This window comes from Nocardia tenerifensis NBRC 101015, from assembly GCF_000308715.1.
In the GTDB taxonomy this organism is placed as follows: Bacteria; Actinomycetota; Actinomycetes; order Mycobacteriales; family Mycobacteriaceae; genus Nocardia; species Nocardia tenerifensis.
The window spans coordinates 24,882-45,028 of the sequence record NZ_BAGH01000602.1 but is presented as its reverse complement, the minus strand read 5'-3'; the positions used below and the strand labels follow the sequence as shown (position 1 = coordinate 45,028).

Below are 20,147 nucleotides of genomic sequence, written 5' to 3'. Positions count from 1 at the left end.
GGTGTGCGGGCCGTACCGTGCGTGCGGCTGAGCAGAATCCGCGCTCTCTCTCGGGATCTGCACCGACTCTAGTGCCCTAGAGGCAGTGCGGGTCCCGAGAGAGAGTGCGGATTCCGGCATCTCGGCCTGCTGCGAAGCCTGCAGGTGGGTCCGGTGCCGCTCCGCCGGACGCGCTTCGGGGCGCCTGGTCGGGCGTTGCCTGCTGAATGGGCGCCCTGCCTTGGGCGATTCGGACTCGGACACGTCAAAGCGCGTGCTGAAAGTCGGTGCGGAGTGGCCGGTCCGGACAAACGCCGAGGGCAGCCACCCGGTCAGGTGGCTGCCCTCGCTGCGGTCAGTGGGTCAGCGCAGCGCGCCGCGGCGTCCGGTGACGAGGCCGACCAGGAACAGCAGGATCACCGCGCCGCCGAGGCAGGTGAAGAAGCTGAACCACAGGCCGCCGCCTTCGACGTCGACGCCGAGCAGCTTGAGCAGGAAGCCGCCGAGCAGGCCGCCGATGACGCCGACCACGATGTTGAGCAGGATGCCCTGCTGCGCATCGGTTTTCATGATCTTGCTGGCGATCCAACCCGCCAGTCCGCCGATGATGATCCAGCCGATGATGCCGAGTCCAAGCATTGCGAACATTCCTTTCGTGTCGTGCGGCTCCGGGCCGCGCTCGTGGCGGGAGATACCCCACTCGATCGCCGTCAATCACACACATTCGGCAGAAATCGGCACCGATCGATCTCTCTGCGTCGACCATCGAGGTAGCGGACCGTACTGTGGGCCGGATGAGTGCCGCACCCCCTTCACCCGCCGAAAGTGCCACGCTGAGCTCGTTGTTCGAGGAGGTGGACCGTGCCGCGGGTGCGGTGAGCCGAGTGGGTGCGGCGGGGTTGCCGAGTTTGACTGCGGCACTATGGGATTACCTCGAGCGCTTGGCGGCCGAGGATACGGCGATGACGCATCCGCACGTGCGCCCGGCCGTCACCACACTGGCGAACACGACCAGCGCGTATTTCGGAGCCCGCCTGCGCCACACCTCGGATCAGGCGCGGTGCGAGATTCCGCTGCTGCGGATGACGGTGACGACCGGGCGCGACGAGGAGCTCGGCCCGCCGTCGATCCACGAGTGGCTGGAGTCGTTCGAACTGGCCCTGATCTCCCGCAACGGCCCACGAGACTTCTACCTGCGCAGCCAGTTCTCCCTGATGTACCACCCGAGGCTGTGGACGCCCGACGACCCCGCCGAAACGCGGGTCCCGCACGCCTACGCCGCCGCCCTGTCGGCCCTGCTCCAGCGCGCCCGCTGGCCCCGCAACAAGAACGTGAAAGCCGCTGTCGCCGAACTACTCCCGTCCGCTCTAGAGCGACTGGCCGCAGCGCCGCAGGACCCGCGCGTACGGATCGTCGAGCACCTCGCCGCCAAAAAGGACATCACCCCTGTGCTCACCGACGCCCTCGCGCAACCCACACCGACGCGCATCGCCTGGCCCCTGCTGGCCCTCGCCGCCCTGGCCCACGACCTGAAACGCCCTGCTCGCCTCGAAACAGATTGCCTACCAAGAAGTCTCGTCGCCTGGCAGTCGTAACCGCGAAAGGACTTTCACGACGACGCATCGACCCGCAGGCAACGAGTAACCAACCGCTCCTCGAGCAACGGAACGACCTGCCCGAGAACAATGCGCTGAAAATGCTCGGACGCACAGTGCGCGGTGAAATCCGCTTCGGCGGCGTACTCCTCGACGATAACCACGACATCGTCCTCGACCCCACGATAAAGCTCGTACCTCCGGCACCCGGGCTCACTCCGTGACGCCTGAGCCATCGGCCCCAACAGCTCGAGCACCTTATCGCGCTGCCGGGTGACATACCGTGCGATAACAGTGGAACTCATTGCGCTCCTTGACGTAATTCTGCCCGGGTCAACGACCACAGCCCGGAGTCCGACGACGCGGCCGCGAGCGCACCGGTCGCCAGCGAATGGATGACTCCGGACTTATCGGCGACGAAGCCCGCGGCGACGAACGGCGACAACGCCGACCGCGCCTCCTCCGACATCCACGGAATAATCGGCGCGGGCATCAGTTCGACGAGATCGGGCGTACTGCGTTTCACCGCCTCCACGCTGCGATTCAAATTCGACCGATCGGTCACGAAGACCTTGTGCATGCTCAACATCGTCAGCGCCCGCGCGCGCTCGAGCGGCGCGACGCGGGTGCTGACGACGCCGCTGGCCCCGATTTCGTGCAGGAAGTCGACCCCGCTGCGGTCGGTGGCCAGCCCGGGGCAGGAGTCGATATTGACCATCACGGTCTTGCCCAGCCGGGCGAGCACCGGCACGATCTTCGGCAGCTGCCCGACCGGGATGGAGGCCAGGATCCCCACCCGCGCGGCGGCCTCGGCGAACTCGCGCACGCGGGTGGGGCCGATGACCGAGGCGCAGACGGGAATCTCGGCGAAGGCGGCGGTGATGGTCTGGTTCATGAGGTCAACGATGCCGCTCAGTCCGCCGAGTCCAGTGGGCAGGGGCCGAACTCGCTGGTCAGGCCGAGTTTTCCGGGGTTGAACAACCCTGCGGGGTCGAGCGCCTGCTTGACCGCGGTGAAGGTGCCGAAACCGGTGTCGAGCGCGGCAGGCAGGTACGGTCCGCGCAGCAAGCCGGATCCGTGGTGGTGGCTCAGGGCGGCGCCGTGGCGCAGCAGAACCTCGTTGGCGCTGTCCCATACCGCGCGGTACCAGTGCCGCCGCTTGTCGGGCTCGACCTCCCCGCGCAGGGAGAAGTACAGGCAGGCGCCGTCGGTGTAGGCATGCGACTGGTGCGCCGAGGCCACCAGCGAGCCGGGCACGGCCTCGATGGCGTCGACCACTTCACGGTAGATCGCGGGCAGCGCGGACCACGGTGCGGCCATTTCCAGTGTGTCGGCGACGAATCCGGGCCCGGGGGTGAATCCCTCGGCGGACTTGCCCACCAGCATCCGCTCGTCGAGCCACCGCTGGAACACCGTCGGCCCGTCGAGTTCCACCCCGGTCTCGGCGCAGACCTGGGTGCTCACGGTGATCATGGCCTCGACCAGCACGGGGTCGCCCTCGTCGGCGATCAGCAGCAGATTGGTGTCGGTGAGCCCGAAATGCGTTGCGCTCTCGTGCTTGTCGTAGAGGCGCATGACCGCGGGGGTCGCGCCGCGCTGCATGATCGACCGGCAGGCGTCCAGGCCCGCGGCGAACGTCTCGAAGCCGTAGGCGATGGCTCGAGCGAACGTGGGCAGCGGGTGAGTGCGCAGCCGCACCGCGGTGATGACGCCGAGGGTGCCCTCGGAACCGATGAAGAGCTGACGCAGGTCGGGACCGGTAGCCGCGCGCGGGTAGTCACCGAAGCGGGCCAGCGTGCCGTCGGGCAGGACGACGTCGAGGCCCACGACCATGTCCTCGATCTTGCCGTAACGCGTGGACAATTGACCGGCGCCGCGGCAAGCGACCCATCCGCCGACGGTGGAGATCGCGAACGCCGAGGGCCAGTGGCCGGTGGTGGCGCCGTAGGTCTCCTGGAGTTCGGTCTCGAACAGGTCCCCGAACATGCCTGCCTGCACGTCGACGATCTGAGACTCGTTGTCGAAGTGGAGGATTCGATCGAGACCGGTGACGTCGAGGACGACCCCGCCGAAAACCGGCAGCGCGGCGCCGGTCACGTTGCTGCGCCCGGCCGACACCGTGAGCGGCACCCCGTACCGTCCGCACAGCCGCACGACGTCCTGTACCTGCTCGACGGTGCCGACCTCCACGACCACGGCGTCGGGGGTAGCGGGCCGCGCGGCGGTCTCGCCGATCATCGACCCTGCCCACCAGTCCCGGGTCCGCCGGACGACCTGGTCGCGCTCGGTGTGGACCGCGTTCCCCGTCGCGGTCAACGCCTCGATCATCTCGTCGGGGACGGGAACCGCGACGGTTTGCAAGGATGCCGCGCCACCGCCGACCGGGGTCCGCTCGCCCCAGCGCGGCGGTGTCGGCGCGCCGACGATGTAGTTGCCGCGGTTGAACGGGTGGGTGATGGTTTGCCGGCTGATCATGCGTTGTCTCCCAACAGAATCGACTTCTCGCGGGCGACGTCGGCCCGGTAGGTCTTGACTTGTGCTTCTACGGTGTGCGGATCGAGGCCCAGCTCTGCGCCGAGGAGTTGCCCGACGATCGGTGCGGCCTCGGCGGAGGCGTCGCGGGCGTAGAGCCGCAGCCGGGTTCGGCGCGAGAGCACGTCGTCGACCGAGCGCGCCATCTCCGATCGCGCGGCGAAGACGACCTCGGCCTTGAGATAGGGCTGGCCGTCGACCAGCGGCGCGGCGAGCGACGGGTCCTCCTCGATGAGGGCGCTGACGAATCGCGACTCGGTGCCGTAGCGGCCGCCCAGGTGCGCCGCGGTCCCGCCGGTGGCCGCGCTGGCTTCGGCGTCGTAGCCCGCGCCGCCGAGCAGCGGCAGGTTCTTGGTGCGGCAGCGGGCGCGGTGTCCGAGCAGCTGTGCCGCGCGGTCGACCACGAGTTCACCCATGTGCCTGCTGGTGGTGAGCTTGCCGCCGGTGACGGTGACCATGTTGGCGGTGACGCTGATGTGGTGGTCGCGACTCAGATCCAGAGTCGCACCTTCCTTACCACCGATCAGGGGGCGCAGCCCGGCATAGCTGCCGACGACATCGTCGGCGTCGAGTTCGGTGTCGAAGGCGATCGACGCGCCGTCGAGCAGGAACTGCATCTCCTCGCGGGTGCAGTGCACGTCGTCGGTCGAGCCCTGGTAGTCGGTGTCGGTGGTGCCGAGGACGACCACATCACCCCAGCGGGTGCAGGTCGCGCGCCGGGCCCGCCCGGGAATCGGCACGGTGACCGTGCAATCGTTGCGAATCTTCTTCCAGGGCACCACGATATGCACGCCCTTGGCCGGCCGGACCTGGGGCCGCCGGCCCGGATCGGCCATCGCGTCGAGATCGTCGGCCCAGACGCCGGTGGCGTTGACGACCACCCTGGCCCGGACCTCGATGTCGTCGCCGTCGGCCTCGACGCGCGCACCGCGCACCTGTCCGTCGGTGCTGAGCAGGGCGTTCACCCGGGCGCCGTTGGCGACGACCGCGCCCAGGCGGGCCGCGGTGCGCACGACGGCCAACGTCAGCCGCGCGTCGTCGGCGCGGCTGTCGTAGTACATGAGCCCGCCCTCGAGGTGTTCGGCGCGCAGGGTCGGCGCGTGCGCGAGCACCTCGTCCACGGTGAGTCGCTGATGCAGTTTGCCGATGCGCCAGCCGCCGGCCAGATCGTAGGTCCACAGCAGCGACTCGAACGCGCGCGCGATGCGCGGATCGAACACGCCGTCGTGGGCCAGGATCGGGAACAGGAACGGCAGCCGCTGCACCAGGTGGGGAGCGTTGCGGCGGTAGCGCTGCCGCTCGAGCAGCGAGTGCCGGACCAGGGCGAGGTTGCCCTGCTCGATGTAGCGCAGCCCGCCGTGCACCATCTTCGAGGATTTGGACGAGGTGCCGGAGGCGAAGTCGTCCTTCTCCACCAAAGCCACTGTGAGACCGCGGGACACCGCGTCGAGCGCGGTGTAGGCGCCGGTGATGCCGCCGCCGATGACGAGGACATCGAAGGTCTGGTCCGCGAGCTGGGTCAGCGCGCGACGACGTTCCAGCATCAAGGGGGCGGAGGGCGTCGCTCGGGCGACGACGGCGTTGGGCCGTCTGGACGGCAAAGTCAGCATGGGTTGCGCTCTCTGTTCAGGACCGAGCTCGGCCGGGATAGTGATCGGATTGCGACGACACCGGGTCAGACCGGAGTGGGTGGTAGCGAAGCGGTGAGCACGTCGCGCCACCGCTGGCGCAGGTCGTGGCGGTCGGCGGGGGAGAGCCGGGGCTCGAAGACATCGCCGGGCTTCTGGTCGCCGACGACTTGGGCCGGCGAGTCCCACAGTCCGAGTCGCGTGCCGGCCAGGTAGGCGCCGCCGCGCAGGCTCGCGGTGGCGGAGTCGGTGACGCGTTCGATCGGCACGCCGGTGAAGTCGGCCTGGCTGGCCAGCAGGGCATCGCTGGCCGCGAGCCCGCCGCCCACCCGGAGGTGGGCCAGCGGCCGCCCGACGGTGCTGCCCACGGCTTCGACGGTGTCGCTGACCGCGTGCGCGATGCCGTCGATGACCGTGCGCGCCAACGACTCTCGGGTAGTGCCCAGGCTCAGCCCGATCAGGTGCCCGCGCGCCTCGGGCGCTTGGACCGGAGTGCGCAAGCCGGCGAGATTCGGTATGAACCAGCTCTCGTCGCCGCGCGGCTGACCCGCGGCCAGGGCGCTGATCTCGGCCGCGGAGGCGAAGATCCGCATGTCCTCGGTCAGCCAGCGCAGCGCGGACCCGGTGGTCGAGGTGTAGGCCTCGAGACTGAACTGACTGTGTCCACCCGCGCGCCACCCCACCAGGCACAGCACCCCGTCGATCGCGCCGATACCGGTCGGTGGCCGCGGGCCCGCGAGCGCGCCGACGAAGGTTCCCGTGCCGTGCACGCACATGGCCTCGCCGGGTGTCAGAGCGCCCAGCGCGATCAGCGACGCGTGCTGGTCGCCCATCACCGCGGCGATCGGCACCTCGATGCCGAGCAGCCCCGCGTCGGTGCGCCCGTAGTCGGCGTCGTCGTCGGCGAGCGGCGGGGCCAACTCGGCCGGAAAGCCCACGGCGTCGAACCAGCTTGTGTCCCAACGGTGTTCGGTGAGCAGATAACCGCCGAACGCGACCGCGTTCGTCGCCGAGATCGCGTGCGTGGCGCGGCCGGTGAGGTTCCAGACGAGCCAGGTGTCGACCGACCCGAAGCCGATCCGCGAGGCCGGGAGATCCAGCGACTCGAGCCGGCGCGCGGCCCACAGGAAGGGGGAGCGGGTGCCCACCGGGCGTCCGGTCCGCGCCCACAGGATCGGATCCCAGTCCGCGGCCAGTCGCGCGAGTTCCTCCGCGTAGCGGCTGTCCTGCCACACCACCGCGGGGGCGAGCGGTTGTCCGGTCAGCCGGTCCCACAGGATCGCGGTCGCGCGCTGGGTGCAGAGCGACAGCGCCACGATCTCCACGCCGCTGTCCCCGGCCCACGCCAGCGCCTGACGGGCGACCTCGATCGTCTTGTGCAGCAACTGCATCGGGTCCTGCTCGACGTGGGTGGGTCCGCGATGCACGACGTCGATGGGGGCGTAGAACGACGGCCCGCACGCGCCGTCTTCTCCGACGATCGCGGCGCGCGTGCCCGTCGAGCCCTCGTCGATGCCCAGGATTCCCCGGCGCATCACCGGCTCCTCGCGTGGTCGCGAGCCGGGCGCAACTCGATGTGCTCGGTGTCCGGGTCGAATCCGTCGCGCGTGGGATCCCATCGGATGAGCAGGCAGCTGACCAGGCCGAGCAGGGGGACCACCGCCAGCAGCGCGATGGTCGGCCCCAGCCCGAAAGCCTCTTTGATCTGCGGGAACACATACAAGCCGATCACGCTGCCGAAACTACCGAGCATGCCGGTGACGCCGGTGCCCAGCGAGCGGATGTCGCTGCGATAGGACAGCGCGGCGATGGATTTGCCGTTCGCTCCGGGGCCCGCGGAGTGGAAGAAGATGAACAGCAACGGCAGGACGAAGGCGATCGCGATGGGCGCCTTGTTCAGGCTGAGCCCCATGGCCAGCAGCGTCACGGTCACCATGGCGTACCCGATGGCCGAGCTCGTGCGCAGTCCCAGCCGATGACCGAGGTAGGCGGAGAGCGCGCCGCCGACGATGCCCGCGGCGTTGAAGATCATCGCGCCCAGCGTCGCCGTCTCGAATTTCTGACCGAAGATGGCCAGGCTGATCACCGGCAGGTACCAGCCGACGGCGAAGTACTGCATCGACTGCGTCAGCGAGATGGCTGTGGAGAGGATCGTGCGCGGCAGATACGGTGCGCGAAACAGCACGCCCGCCTGCCGGAACCCGACCTTCGGTTCCTCCGGGCCGGACTGTTGCGCGGCCGTGCCCGCGGTGACCTCGAACCCGTAGATCCGGCGCAGGCTGCGCGCGGCCTCCGCGATTCTGCCGCGCGCGGCCAGCCACGTCGGGCTCTCGGCCAAGAACGTGAGCTGTAGACCAAGCAGCACTACCGCGAACACGCCTGCGGATCCGACGGACCAGCGCCAAATGTCCACGGAGATACCGAGTTTGAAAAACGCCAAAGTCAGCGCGAGGTTGACCGTTGTCGCCACGTACCAGACCGACTGCCACAGATTCAGTCGCCCGCGCAGCGTGGCCGGGGTGTACTCCGCCAACAACGCCATGGCCACCGCGAAGTCCACGCCGTAGGCGATGCCGACGAGTCCGCGTCCGAACCAGACCGCCTCGAAACTGCCTGCGGTCGCGGTCAACACCGCGCCCAACGCCGCGATGAGCTTCGCGACCAGTAATGGTTTGACGCGCCCGATGCGCGCGGCCGCCCAGCCGCCCACGGGATTGAACAGAATCGCCACCGCGGGCGCGGTCGCGGTCAGCACACCGACCTGGCCCGGCGTGAGCGACAATTCCTTCGTCATCGGGACCAGACCGGCGCCGAGCGCGGCATTGGAATAGGCGTCCAAGAACAGCCCGCCCAAAATGAGATACCACAGCAGATTGGCTTTGCGTGGTAATTCGGAAAGGCCGTTGATCAACGCAGCGACCTGCGAGACGTTCGATACCGACCCCACCGTTGCGGCCGTGGATGAACTCATGATCAGCCAACTTTCTGCGCTGGCTGTCAGCGATCCGACACACAAAAAAACAGGCGCAAACGAAGACCGCTGACAGTGGCTCTTCGTCTGTGCCTGCCTAGTGCTCAGAGAGTAAACCGAATAGCGCGGCCCCGCAAGGGCTCCGTCATGACGGCCAAAGCGACGCGTCGACCGGCCCGGTGCCGAGATCGGCGACGAATTCGGCGGCGATCCGTTCGGCGACCGCTCGATCGAGTGTCGCGGTGCACCAGTTCAGCGAGAGGTGGATACGGCCGTAGGCCTCGACGACATTGAAGCCGAGGAAGTTCGGGCTCGGCGGCGCGATCGACGCGGTGAGCCGCGGTGTCGCCGAGCCGGTCGGCCGCGGCGTGTTCGTCCACTCGGTCGCGTAGGCGATCATCAGGCGCACCGTGCGGTCTCCGGCGCACCACGCCGGTGGCCGCCCCGCGCGGCGAATCTCGAAGCGCCGCAAGGCATCACCGAAGTTGAGTAGCGGCAGCCCGCTGTCGAGGATGCCGCCGATGCGGGCGCTGAGCCGGGTGGGCGTATCCGACGCCGACACTGGAACCGACTTCGACCAGCTGAAGTTGCCGTCGACCGACGCACCGGGGCTCAGATATCGCCGCAGGTCGACCATGAACGTCACCGTGTCGTCGACCGTGAGCCCGTAATGGCGGCACAGCAGCATTGCCCGCATGGTCATGATCGACATCACCGACGCCGGTCCCCGCGACACGCGAAACTCGCGGGCGCCCTGCGTGAACGACTCGGCGCTGACGGCTGTCGTCACCGCGAAGGAGGACGGGCGGACCGCGCTTCCCGCCGCACGCGCAGGGGCCGGCGCTCGAAGGTGCCGCAGTTCGCGCTGGCGTGTGATGGCCTGCGGGAGTCTCGATCGGGGTGGACCGAACGTCGCGAGCAGGCCGCGGCCCAATGGCTCGGCGATCACCGGACCGGGGCGAGGGTGCCGATCGCCCAGCAGCATTCCGAGGAAGTACCAGGTGGCGGTGCCGTCACCCAGTGCGTGCGAGTAACTGAGCCGGGCCCAGTCGTGGCCTAGCGTGAGTCGGAACGGCAACCCACCCAGGTCGAGCCCCGCCGGATCCAGCGAGCTGTTCGACGGACCGCATTCAGCCGACCCGGCGACGAGTGCGTGGAGAAAAGCGGCTTCGTAGCCGGGGGCCGGTTGACCGGTACAGCCTTGCTCGACACTCAGCAGCCGGACCCGGACATCGTCCGGATGCGCGACGGCCCAGTCGGCGAGCCAGGTTCGAACCTCCTCGATACCCGGCGTCACCACCGACCGAATCACCTTCACCACCGGCACGCGGCACCACAGGCGATCGCGACGGCGGAGCCGGCGAATATCCACCGCCGGCCAGCCGGCGATGTCTCCGCTACTCGCGATACCCGCCGATCGGAGACCGAAGCGGTACCGTGCGTTCACCTCTCACAGTGTGCGACCGCGCGATAACGAAGCGAGCACCGAAGCGGCAAATTTGTCAGTCTTATCCGGTGGTACCTAGTCGGTATCGCCCGCGCAGGTGGTGCCCGACGGCGGGGCGGCCGACTCGATCAGGTAGGTGGTTTCGGCGTCCCGCGCGCATTGGCTGTGACCGAAGCCGGAATGGCCCTCACCGGTGACCGTGAGGAGGCGGCCGTTTTCGAGCATGCTCGCTAAGGCGACTGCGTCCGGGTACGGCGTGTCGGGATCGCCGGTGGTGCCGACCACGAGGATGGGTGCGGAACCGGGGGCGGTCCACGGACCCGCGTAGCGGCTGGCCCGGGGTGCGGGCCAGCGTTGGCAGGCGTTGGCGTGGGAGTGGTCGTAGCCGGGCGGTCCCCAGGCGGCGATGGGGCCCATGCGCGGGGCCGCGGCCACGTCCAGGCCAAGGCGCGCTTGTAGTTCCAGCGTGGTCGGTGGGTAGACGCGGTCGGCGCATTCGACCGCCACATTGGCGGCGTAGAGGGCCGCGTATCGGCCGACCGGGCGCAGGGCGGGTCCGTCCCGGTGCTCGGCGGCCTGCCGCAGCGAGTCGGCGATGGTGGGCCATGCCGCGCGACCACCGTTGATCTGCAACATGAGTGCGTTCACCAGGGTCGCCCCATCGGCGACGACCTGTCCGCTCTCGTCGCGCACCGGGTGATCGGAGAGGTCGGCGACCAAGGCGTCGAGGGCGGCCGCTGGCCCGCCACTCGCCGGGTCGCCGAACGGGCACGCCGCTCGATCCTCGGCACACCAGCCGAGGAACCGGTTGATCGCGCTCTCCAACTCCCGATATTGGCCGTAGTCATAGGCGTACGGGTCGTTGGCATAGGTCTCGGGGTTGTACGCCCCGTCCAGTACCGACACCCGGATCCGCTGAGGGAACAGATTGGCGTAGACCGTCCCGATCATGGTCCCGAAAGACACTCCCAGGTAACTGATTCGGTCGTCCCCTACCGCGGCCCGCAGCACGTCCATGTCCCTGGCCACGAATTCGGTTCCGATATAAGGCAGTAGATCGCCGCTGCGCGCCTGGCACGCCGCGTCGAACCGCGCGGCGAAGTCCTGTCCCCGCTCGAAGGCTCCCAGCCGCCATTGCGCGGGCGTCTCCGCCCACGCCTGCTGCATCTCCTCGGCCGTCCAGCACTGGACCGCCCGGCTCTTGCCCACCCCTCGGGGATCGAACCCCACCACATCGAATCGCGCCGCGATCTCGGCAGGCATCGTCTCCACCACACTGGTGACGAAACCGATCCCGGAACCTCCTGGCCCGCCGGGATTCACGAACAACGACCCGATCCGCCGCGCCGGATCCCCGGCCAGATGCCGCCGCACCGCCAGCGAGATCGTCCCCGCACCCGGATGGTGATAGTCGAGCGGCACGTCCGCCGTCGCGCACTGATACCCCGGATCCCCGCAATCGACCCAGTTCAGCTCCGGCACAGCTACTCCGGGCACCCCGCCCGGTGGACTGTCCGGCGAGGCCGTCGCCAGTTGGTCTCCCGTCGCGATGAGCAACATCAGCGCGGTGAGGAGGATGACAGTGCGACTACGCCAGCGACCCAGCACAGCTGTCAGCATAGGGGACCGCGCCCGAATCATGTTGTGACCGGCCGACTCTGGTCAGAAGTGGGGATGCCCCACGGCGCGGCCCGAGTTGTCCACCCTGCCGTCACCGCGTCGCGGCCGGTGTGAGAAGCATGGGCGCATACGTGATTTGTGTGAGTTGAGCACGCTTCTCGCGGGTGAATGGTGAGTTACCCAGTGCCCCATCCGCTCGGGCGGATCGGCGAGGTTTCCGGCTTACCGTTGGGCGCACGATCGACGAGAGGCAGCCGATGACGATCCCACGATGGTCCAGGTCCACGATATCGGCGGCGGCGACCGCGGCACTGTTGTTCCTCGCGGCGACCACGGCCGCGGGTACTGTCGGCGCGGGGGCCGCCGCCGCATCGGGATGCGCTGACATTCATGTGGTTTCGGGCCGCGGCACCAACGAACCCGGCGGTGCGGGAAGCAAGTTCAAATTGGGGACAGTCGTCGGCAATCCGGTGTACTCGGCGATCGCCGAGGCGCTCGCGGCCAAGACCGACGCCTACCGGGTCGACTATCCGGCCGATCTGAACCAGCCCGCCTCGGTGCAGGCCGGAAACCGCGACCTGGTCGCGCACGTCGTGGCGCAGGCCACCGCCTGCCCTGGCCAGCGCTTCGTGCTGGTCGGCTACTCGCAGGGCGCCAACGTGGTCGACAACTCGATCGGGATCAGCAGCGCGGGCGCCAAGGTCGGTGGACCGATCGTCGCGACACTGCCCGACCGGCTGGAGTCGCGAATCGTGGCGGTGCTGCTGTTCGGGAATCCGATTCGCGGCGTGGGCAAGTCGGTCACCGGCGCCTACGCCGCACGCACCTACGACATCTGCAACGACAACGACCCGGTCTGCGACCCGAACGGCACCGACTGGAACGTGCACCTTCGCTACGCGCGATACGCCGGTGCCGCAGCGGATTTCGTCAAAGCTCGGCAGTGACGGTCCCCGCGCGCGGCGCTACCGCACGTCCTTGTCCGACCTAGTGTGTTCGAGTATCAGCCGAGCAGCTCGGATCAGGACAGCGTTGCTCGAGGCTGGGGACCCGTCGGGCAGGTAAAGCACGTCTTCCAAGCCGACCCGCGTGTCCAGGCGTCGAGAAGCCGCCATTGCCAGGATGTCCCAGGCCGCCGCGTCTTCTCCGTGCAGGAGGATCGGCAGGTCGGTCGCCGCGTTCAGCGCCTCGAGCAAACCGACGGCCGCCTGTGGCGCGGTTCGGGGGTCGGTGTCGGTGACTTCGGCCAGGACCCGCAGGGTTCGGTGGGCCTGCGGCCAGCCGAGGAAACGATCGAGGGCATCGGTGCCGGTGAAGATTCCGGCCTCGATGCCGATTCCCTTGGCCACCAACGCGTCCGCGACCGACGCGGCACCGTCCTCGTGCCAATTCACCGACGCGTGACCGGGCAGTACCGTCCACGCGCGGATGTCGGCGACGCGTTGCTCGGCGCTCGGCGCTGTCCAGGCGCCGGTCGTCACGCCCACGGGCACGCCGGGCACGGCCGCGCGCACGGCCGTGAGCGCGGCCTCGACGTGCCGGGGCGCCATGGTGTCCGCGCCGTCCGCGTTCTTGGGGTGGAGGTGGATGTCCTCGGCGCCGGCGCGGACGGCGTCCACTGCCGCCGCCGCCAACTCATCGGGCGTTGTCGGGACATGCGCGCACTCATCGGGGGTTCGCGCACCATTCAGACACACCTGTAGCACGCGGGTGATCGTGCCACAGGTGTGCGGTCATGGGATACGACGCTTCGCTGGGTCAGCCGAGCCCGGCGGTGTCCTCCACCCCGGCGACCGGGATCTGCGGCGGTTTGCAGTCCGCGGTCGGCGACTGGGCCGACAGCGACTGCAAGAGACAACCCACATTGATCAAGGAGCCGAGCGAGGAACTGCCGGTGCCTGCCTGGGCTTGGGGAGCTGCGACGAGAAGGGATGCGGCGCAGAGCAGTCCGCCTGCCATGAGTTTGCGAGTATTCATGATGAGGTGATCGCTGCGCGCTACGGGTGCGTTGCGCGTCTCGATGCCCCCAATTAAAGGGTGTGTTGCCCTGGCACGGGCCGGGACCGGTCCCGGACATCTCTCGTTAGCCTCCGGCCATGAAACAATGTGCATTCACTCGAATTGTCCTCGGATCGGCCGGTGGCGTGGTGGTCGCGTTCGCTCCGGTGCTGGCCGGTCCCGTCCAGGCCGAGCCGCCTAACGGGTGCAGCGGTCCATCGTCGAACACCTACGGCAGCGCCGACTTCGAACCGGCCTGCAACGCGCACGATATCTGCTATGAGAGCAGCGCCGATCGGCTCGTGTGCGACGAGCGGTTGCTGGCCGATCTTCGGCAGGCGTGCGATAAGGCCTACGCCGCCGGGCTGCCGTCGCTGGGCGCCCCGGGCGGGGGAGCGTTCTCCCCGAATCGTTCCAGCTGTTACGCAATGGCCGACAATTACTACGCGGCGGTACGCGCCGGGGGTAAAAGCCATTATGCGGGGACCGGAAATCCGAGCTGACAATCCTGTTCGGCTTTTATAAGGCCCACCCTCTGAAATCAGTGTGTCGGACGAACCGGGGCCGTCGGAGTCCCGGTTCGATTGTCTGCCAACGCCGTTGCCGACGCGTGTACATGTGCCACTAATCGCGCCCGGTCGGCGGCCGGCAGCCGCATGCTCAGTTCCCGCTCGAAGGCGGCCCGGATCTCGGACCGCATCCCCTGACCTTCCTCGGTGATGACGATCCGGGTCACCCGGCGATCCGCGGGATCGGTCTGCCTGGCCAGGAATCCCCGGCGCTCCAGCCGATCGACCATGCCGGTCACATTGGTCTTGTCGCAACCCAGCGCACTCGCCAGCTCGCCGAAAGACGGTGGGTCACCGTGCAATTGGCAGAGCAGTTCGGCCTGCTGCATCGTCAAGCCGAACCGCCGCGCTATCAGGTGATAGAGCGCGTTCACCTCACGGTTCAGGCCTGCGAAGGCCGCGGCCAGCCCCGGATCGTCGGTCGTCATGAAGCAAGTCTAGAGAACCGACTGTTGACGTCCTCATCGAATTAGATGATGATCTCAACTGTTAGCACTATGGACTAATGGGAGGCATCATGCCGGTCGCGATCGTTACCGGGGGATCTCGCGGAATCGGACGGGCCATCGCGGAGCGACTAGGCGCCGACGGAGTCTCGGTCGTCGTCAACTACCAGTCGAACCGAGCCGCGGCCGAGCAGGCGGTCGCCGCGATCGAGCGCTCGGGCGGACAAGGTTTCGCGGTCCAGGCCGACGTGGCCGACCCGACGCAGCTGCGGAGTGTGTTCGATCGGGCCGAGGAGCGGTTCGGCGGCGTGGACACCCTCGTCAACAACGTCGGCACAGCCAGATTCGCCACAATCGCGCAGGCCACGGACGAGGACTACGAGCTGATGTTCTCGATCAACACCAGGGCCACTTTCGTCGCGCTGCGTGAGGCCGCGAACCGGTTGCGCGACCACGGCCGGATCGTCGTCGTCTCCTCCGGGGTGACGGCGACGCATCGCCCGGAATCCGGCCTGTACAGCGCCAGCAAGGCGGCGGGTGAGGAACTGGTCCGCGTACTGGCGAAGGAGCTCGGCCCGCGCGGGATCACCGTCAACAACGTGCTGCCCGGCGCGATCCGGACCGAGGCGCTGGCCGCCGCGCGCAGCCCCGAGCTGAACCAGCAGATCGTCGCGTCCACCCCCCTCGGCCGCATCGGCGAGCCCGACGACATCGCCGATATCGTCGCCTTCCTCGCCTCCGACGCGGCCCGCTGGATCACCGGCGAAACCATCCACGCCGGCGGGGGATTGTTCTGAGGTGAAGCCACGTGTGCGGAAAGTGCACGGCCCGGTAATCTTTCACGCACGGGTCCATTACCTCGGACGTAATCGACCCCGCGGGGACGATCCGGGATCCTCGACCACATGGCAACGAACATCGAGCCGACCGGTGATCCGCTGATCCGCCCGCTGCGCGGTCTCGCCCTGGGCCGCATCGCATTAGGCGCCGCCTCCATCGCTGTCCCGCGCGCTCTGATGTCGGCCTTCGGCATCCGTGCCACGCCGGAATTGACCTACCTGACCCGAATCTTCGGCGCGCGTGCCATAGCTCTCGGTCTCGGCTACCTCACCGCCCCGATCCACGAGCGACCTCGCTGGCAACGCATAGCCCTGATGGTCGACATCATCGACACCACCCACGGCGCCGCGCATGTCGCGCGGGGGGACGTGCCGCGGGCCACCGCGGTCGCTCTGACGGCGTTCACTGGCGGCTATATGGCCGTCGGCGCGATACGCCTTGCCCGCGACCTGTTTTAGCCGCAAAGGGCCGCTCGTCGAGTGCGTCTGTCGACCGTTGCCGCGTGGCAGAGCGGGTTTGAATGGGGAACAACGCGGTACCCGAGGACGAAAGCGCGGTTCCGTGCCGGAGGCGTGCACGAGTGTTCAGGAGGAATGTCGTGGCCGAGAAGAACTATCGGTCCGCCGAGACCGGCGAGTACGTGACCGAGGAGGCCGCAGCGGAGAACCCCAAAACGACTCTGGGCGAGGATGAACCGCACGGCGGCGACAACCGCCGGGATCGTTCGGCGATCACCGGGCATTTCGTCAAGCCCGAGACCAGCAGGCGCCACCCCGACACCACGGTCACCGAGAATCAGTGACCGCGGTACGCGGGAGAATGCGGCGAGCACCCGTGGCGAGGGGAGTTTCCACGGGTGCTCGCCCGTCCGGCGGGGCAGATCGCCGGGTCTGTCACCGCCGAGTTCGTCAGCCGATGCTGAACGGCTGGCCCCACAGGGTGAGAACCGAATTGACGGTGGTGGTCGAGACTTTCACTCGCACGAAGGCGCGGGCCTGGGCGTAGCCGGCGCAGCCGGTGATGCCGAGGGTGGAGTCCGCCCACGTGACGCTGCCGTGCGTGCCCTGGAATTTATTGCGGGTCGCGTGCGATTCGTTGCCGAAGTCGTCGGCCTCCTCTTGGTCGAGCAGGTACATGGACTTGGCCTGCCCCGGGCCGAGCGAGAGGTTTCCCCCTGCCTTGCCGCCGATCTCGGGCTTCTTGCCCTCCCAGTCTGATTTGGCGTCGACACCGCCGGTCACTCCGCCGCCGTTCACGGTGACCTGGCAGGCGACGATGTAGCCGGGATAGATCTTGCCGTCGTTGGCATTCGGGCCCGACAACTCGACCTGTGCCGAGCCGGACACCCACGCGTTGCGGTGCACCGGGGTGGAGCCCATGGACGGGCTGATGGTGGCCGACTCGCCGACCAGCCGGACCGTGACGACCGTGCCGTCGGACAGGGTTTGGGTGAGTTCGCCGCCGGGCAGCGCCACGAAGGCGTCGGCCTGGGCGGTGCCGGAGCACAGTACGAGCGCCGCGCTCGCGGCGAGGCCCGCGGCCGCGCGCGCCGCGTTGGTGCGATTGATCATGGGTGGGTCCTCCGAGTCGAAACTATGTGTGCTGGTGAGTGATTGGATTTCGACCGAGATCAACCGATGCTGAACGGCTGACCGTAGAGGGAAGTCTTGGAGTAGTTGTCGCCGATGATCTCGACGACCGTGTAGGAGCGCGCCTGCGCGTAACCGGCGCAGCCCTGGATCTGCATCTCGACATCGCGGTACTCGATCGAGTAGACGCCGGGCTTCAGAATGTCCTTGCCGTCGATGCTCACGAAGGTCACGTCGCCGGGCCCCAACTTCAGGCCGACCGAACCGCCGACATTGCCGCCGTTCAAGGTGACACCGCCCGAAAACCCTGCGGAGATCGCGTTTTCGCCGATGCTGACCTGACAGCCGACGATATAGCCGGTGCTGATGCGCGAGGCGCCGTGGGTGGAGGAGTTGTTGGTGCCGGGCGCGTTCTTAGCGCCGTTGTTCGGGCCCGGCTTGCCGTCCGGAGTCGCCGTGACATCCGCTGTGACGGCCCCCGTCACCCAGGCCGAGCGTCCGGCCCCGTTGGCGGCCAGCGACGGCGAGACCAGCGCACTCTCCTGGGTGCGGGCGAGTTTGACGCCAGGACCGAGACGTTCGCCGCCCGGCAGCGGCACGAAGGTGTCGGCCTGTGCCGCACCGGTGGACGCCAGACCCGCGGCGACGACCGCCGCCGCGGCGAGGCCGACCGTTCGCCGGATACGGTGGCGCGCACGAAAGTTGTACATGGTGTGCCCTCATCAGATGGTGAATCGGTGCTGGAACCCGCACCGCGGGACCACGATCGCGGCGGCCCGATCTCCTTGACAGCGAATGGACAGGTCGCGAGTGCCGTGATCGGAGCGAGCGTAGGCAGCGGCCGGACGAGGCGACCATCCGCCGAATGGCTGGTCCCGCCCCGTCTTTCGGCGGGATCTGCCCGCAGTCGACTGCGTGGGAACAAACGTTGAAGCGCGTCTACTAGCAACCTCGGTTGACTATTTCACGTTTAGTCAACTACGGTTGCTCGCACAACGATGGCATCGGCGGCTGCGGCCGCTCTTTCGCACGGAGTGATGATGAGCGAGATGATGGCGCTGAAGGTCGACGGACTGCGCATGCGCTATGGCGAGACCGACGTGCTGCACGATGTGAATTTCCATGTGCGACAAGGCGAGGTGCTTGCTTTGCTCGGGCCCAACGGCGCGGGCAAGACCACCACGATCGAGATCCTGGAGGGTTTCCGGATGCGGTCGGCCGGGCAGGTCGAGGTACTGGGCACGGATCCGGCGCATGGCGACGAACACTGGCGGGCGCGGGTCGGAGTGGTCTTGCAGTCCTGGCGCGACCACGGCAAGTGGCGGGTGCGGGAGCTGCTCGCGCACCTGGGTGCGCACTACCGTCCGTACTCCACCCCGCTGATCGAAAGACCCTGGGATCCAATGAATCTCATCGAATCGGTGGGCCTGACCGAGCAGGCGGACAGGAAGATCAGGATGCTGTCGGGCGGGCAGCGGCGCAGATTGGATGTGGCGGTCGGCCTCGTCGGCCGGCCGGAGCTCGTCTTCATGGACGAGCCGACCGCGGGCTTGGACCCGGTAGCCCGGCGCGAGTTTCATGAACTCGTGCACAGTCTCGCGGAGGAGGGCGGGACCACGATACTGCTCACCACCCACGATCTGGACGAGGCCGAGAAGCTCGCCGACCGCATCCTGATCCTGCACGGTGGGCGGATCGTCGCGGACGGCACGGCGGCCGAACTCGCACAGCGGATCACCGGCCAGGATCGGGTCAGCTGGACTCGTGACGGGCACCGGTACACGCGGTCGACCACCGAGTCCACCAAGCTCGTCTTCGAATTGTTCACGCAGTACGGCGAATCGATCGCCGACCTCGAGGTCCGCCGAGCCTCGCTGGAGGACACGTATCTGTCGATGGTGGGGCAGGCGGAAGCCGAACGGCATGCCCCGCAAAAGGATTGGGACGAGGTGGCGCGATGAATACGACCGCGACGACATGGCGGGTCGGCTGGTCGCGCGGCGTGACCGAACTGCGTCAGTCGTTCACCAACGCCGGCGACCTGTTCAACCACTGCTTCTGGCCCGTAATAATGCTGATCACCACGTTCTTCCTGCGTGATGTGGCGTTCCGGCAGACCGGATTCTCGCTCGGCACCCTGGTGCTGCCCAGCATCCTCGGCATGAACGCCTCGATGGCGATGGTCACGATGAGCCAATTGCTCACCGCGGACCGGGAGGACGGCACCCTGTTGCGGGCGAAGGCGACGCCGAACGGTATGCGCAGCTATCTGGTCGGCAAGATCGTGTCGGTATCCGGCAGCTTGGTCGCCGATCTACTGATCTTCCTGATTCCCGGCATGTTCATCATCTCCGGCCTCGCGATCGGCGGCCCGGGGTCTTGGCTGACGCTGATCTGGGTGCTGGCACTGGGTTTGGCGGCGACCCTGCCGATCGGGGCGGTGCTCGGCTCCCTGTTCACCAGCGCGCGCAGCCAGGGACTGCTCACCTTGCCGATACTGGGCGTCATCGCGATCTCCGGGGTCTTCTACCCGATCACGGCGATGCCGCACTGGGTGCAGTGGATCGCCCAGCTGTTCCCGATCTACTGGCTGGGGCTCGGCACGCGGTCCGCGCTGCTGCCGGACAGCGCGATGGCCATCGAGATCGGCGAGTCATGGCGGCATCTGGAAACCGTTGGCGTGCTGAGTGTCTGGGCGATCGCCGGCTTACTCCTCGCACCGATCGTGCTACGCAGGATGGCGCGCCGCGAGGCCGGGTCGAGCGTGGCCGAGCGTCGCGAGAAGGCGCTGCAGCGAGCGCGCTGAGGCAACCGTAGGGCAGTCGTGGTGAATACTCCTGTCCGGCAGTCGGCTTCGGTCCTCGTGCCGGACAGAGCCCTCGGTACCATCGGTGTGATGTTCCCGACGGCGAGGCCTATCGGGTTCCCGAAGA

22 protein-coding genes are annotated in these 20,147 nt (G+C 68.1%); 8 read left to right on the top strand and 14 right to left on the bottom strand.

The window, feature by feature from the left end; all coding sequences use genetic code 11:
- Positions 1-342: 342 nt before the first annotated feature.
- On the bottom strand, positions 343-618 hold the full coding sequence (locus tag ON39_RS41765; protein WP_040742551.1) for a GlsB/YeaQ/YmgE family stress response membrane protein: 276 nt from the start codon (positions 616-618) through the stop codon (positions 343-345).
- A 155-nt stretch (positions 619-773) separates the two neighbouring features.
- On the opposite strand from ON39_RS41765, the gene ON39_RS41760 reads away from it, so the two are divergent.
- Positions 774-1,574 (top strand): hypothetical protein, encoded by an 801-nt coding sequence (locus ON39_RS41760; RefSeq protein ID WP_146251022.1) that lies wholly within the window; start codon positions 774-776, stop codon positions 1,572-1,574.
- Between the two features lie 14 nt (positions 1,575-1,588).
- On the opposite strand, the gene ON39_RS41755 is transcribed toward ON39_RS41760, so the two are convergent.
- From ON39_RS41755 to ON39_RS41720, 8 genes are all read right to left on the bottom strand, one after another.
- Complete coding sequence (locus tag ON39_RS41755) at positions 1,589-1,879, bottom strand: putative quinol monooxygenase (protein ID WP_040742524.1); 291 nt, start codon at positions 1,877-1,879, stop codon at positions 1,589-1,591.
- Positions 1,876-2,469: a glycerol-3-phosphate responsive antiterminator gene (locus tag ON39_RS41750; protein ID WP_040742523.1), complete on the bottom strand. Its 594-nt coding sequence runs from the start codon at positions 2,467-2,469 to the stop codon at positions 1,876-1,878. The genes ON39_RS41755 and ON39_RS41750 overlap by 4 nt, the downstream gene beginning before the upstream one ends.
- Positions 2,470-2,486: 17 nt before the next feature.
- The gene (locus tag ON39_RS41745; RefSeq protein WP_040742521.1) at positions 2,487-4,049 is read right to left on the bottom strand and encodes an FAD-binding oxidoreductase; all 1,563 of its coding nucleotides are present in this window, start codon (positions 4,047-4,049) and stop codon (positions 2,487-2,489) included.
- Positions 4,046-5,716, bottom strand: a complete 1,671-nt coding sequence (locus ON39_RS41740) for a glycerol-3-phosphate dehydrogenase/oxidase (RefSeq protein ID WP_040742519.1) — start codon at positions 5,714-5,716, stop codon at positions 4,046-4,048. The genes ON39_RS41745 and ON39_RS41740 overlap by 4 nt, the downstream gene beginning before the upstream one ends.
- A 65-nt stretch (positions 5,717-5,781) precedes the next feature.
- Entirely contained in the window at positions 5,782-7,269 is a 1,488-nt protein-coding gene (locus tag ON39_RS41735) for an FGGY family carbohydrate kinase (protein WP_040742549.1), read from the bottom strand.
- Positions 7,269-8,705: an MFS transporter gene (locus ON39_RS41730; RefSeq protein ID WP_040742518.1), complete on the bottom strand. Its 1,437-nt coding sequence runs from the start codon at positions 8,703-8,705 to the stop codon at positions 7,269-7,271. Before ON39_RS41730 ends, ON39_RS41735 begins: the two co-directional genes overlap by 1 nt.
- Positions 8,706-8,850: 145 nt before the next feature.
- Positions 8,851-10,032 carry a hypothetical protein gene (locus tag ON39_RS41725; RefSeq protein WP_169335961.1) on the bottom strand — a complete coding sequence of 394 codons (1,182 nt, stop codon included), beginning with the start codon at positions 10,030-10,032 and terminating at the stop codon, positions 8,851-8,853.
- A 195-nt stretch (positions 10,033-10,227) separates the two neighbouring features.
- Entirely contained in the window at positions 10,228-11,760 is a 1,533-nt protein-coding gene (locus ON39_RS41720; protein ID WP_157195627.1) for an alpha/beta fold hydrolase, read from the bottom strand.
- Between the two features lie 269 nt (positions 11,761-12,029).
- Here ON39_RS41720 and ON39_RS41715 point away from each other — a divergent pair, with 269 nt between their 5' ends.
- Positions 12,030-12,719, top strand: a complete 690-nt coding sequence (locus ON39_RS41715; RefSeq protein ID WP_083895019.1) for a cutinase family protein — start codon at positions 12,030-12,032, stop codon at positions 12,717-12,719.
- A gap of 18 nt (positions 12,720-12,737) precedes the next feature.
- Here the strand turns inward: ON39_RS41715 and ON39_RS41710 are convergent, their stop codons facing one another.
- Together ON39_RS41710 and ON39_RS49405 are read right to left on the bottom strand one after the other, a co-directional pair.
- Positions 12,738-13,469, bottom strand: a complete 732-nt coding sequence (locus tag ON39_RS41710; RefSeq protein WP_246002747.1) for a 3-keto-5-aminohexanoate cleavage protein — start codon at positions 13,467-13,469, stop codon at positions 12,738-12,740.
- A gap of 61 nt (positions 13,470-13,530) precedes the next feature.
- Positions 13,531-13,749 carry a hypothetical protein gene (locus ON39_RS49405; protein WP_146251020.1) on the bottom strand — a complete coding sequence of 73 codons (219 nt, stop codon included), beginning with the start codon at positions 13,747-13,749 and terminating at the stop codon, positions 13,531-13,533.
- A 119-nt stretch (positions 13,750-13,868) separates the two neighbouring features.
- Here ON39_RS49405 and ON39_RS41705 point away from each other — a divergent pair, with 119 nt between their 5' ends.
- A complete protein-coding gene (locus ON39_RS41705; protein ID WP_110293366.1) occupies positions 13,869-14,273 on the top strand; it encodes a phospholipase A2 family protein in 405 nt (134 codons plus the stop codon).
- A gap of 38 nt (positions 14,274-14,311) precedes the next feature.
- On the opposite strand, the gene ON39_RS41700 is transcribed toward ON39_RS41705, so the two are convergent.
- Complete coding sequence (locus ON39_RS41700; protein ID WP_051187787.1) at positions 14,312-14,767, bottom strand: MarR family winged helix-turn-helix transcriptional regulator; 456 nt, start codon at positions 14,765-14,767, stop codon at positions 14,312-14,314.
- 89 nt (positions 14,768-14,856) lie between these two features.
- Here ON39_RS41700 and ON39_RS41695 point away from each other — a divergent pair, with 89 nt between their 5' ends.
- The 3 genes from ON39_RS41695 (at position 14,857) to ON39_RS41685 (ending at position 16,427) form a co-directional block, all read left to right on the top strand.
- Complete coding sequence (locus tag ON39_RS41695) at positions 14,857-15,582, top strand: glucose 1-dehydrogenase (protein WP_040742544.1); 726 nt, start codon at positions 14,857-14,859, stop codon at positions 15,580-15,582.
- A 108-nt stretch (positions 15,583-15,690) separates the two neighbouring features.
- Positions 15,691-16,083: a hypothetical protein gene (locus ON39_RS41690; protein WP_051187786.1), complete on the top strand. Its 393-nt coding sequence runs from the start codon at positions 15,691-15,693 to the stop codon at positions 16,081-16,083.
- A gap of 140 nt (positions 16,084-16,223) precedes the next feature.
- Positions 16,224-16,427, top strand: coding sequence for a hypothetical protein (locus tag ON39_RS41685; protein WP_040742514.1), 204 nt, complete (start codon positions 16,224-16,226; stop codon positions 16,425-16,427).
- Between the two features lie 106 nt (positions 16,428-16,533).
- Here ON39_RS41685 and ON39_RS41680 read toward each other — a convergent pair whose 3' ends face one another.
- Together ON39_RS41680 and ON39_RS41675 are read right to left on the bottom strand one after the other, a co-directional pair.
- Positions 16,534-17,196: an MspA family porin gene (locus tag ON39_RS41680; RefSeq protein ID WP_040742512.1), complete on the bottom strand. Its 663-nt coding sequence runs from the start codon at positions 17,194-17,196 to the stop codon at positions 16,534-16,536.
- A gap of 59 nt (positions 17,197-17,255) precedes the next feature.
- The gene (locus ON39_RS41675; protein ID WP_040742510.1) at positions 17,256-17,924 is read right to left on the bottom strand and encodes an MspA family porin; all 669 of its coding nucleotides are present in this window, start codon (positions 17,922-17,924) and stop codon (positions 17,256-17,258) included.
- Positions 17,925-18,254: 330 nt separating this feature from the next.
- Here ON39_RS41675 and ON39_RS41670 point away from each other — a divergent pair, with 330 nt between their 5' ends.
- Together ON39_RS41670 and ON39_RS41665 are read left to right on the top strand one after the other, a co-directional pair.
- Positions 18,255-19,175 (top strand): ABC transporter ATP-binding protein, encoded by a 921-nt coding sequence (locus tag ON39_RS41670; protein ID WP_303621539.1) that lies wholly within the window; start codon positions 18,255-18,257, stop codon positions 19,173-19,175.
- A complete protein-coding gene (locus ON39_RS41665) occupies positions 19,172-20,020 on the top strand; it encodes an ABC transporter permease (RefSeq protein ID WP_040742509.1) in 849 nt (282 codons plus the stop codon). The genes ON39_RS41670 and ON39_RS41665 overlap by 4 nt, the downstream gene beginning before the upstream one ends.
- The last annotated feature ends 127 nt before the right edge of the window (positions 20,021-20,147 follow it).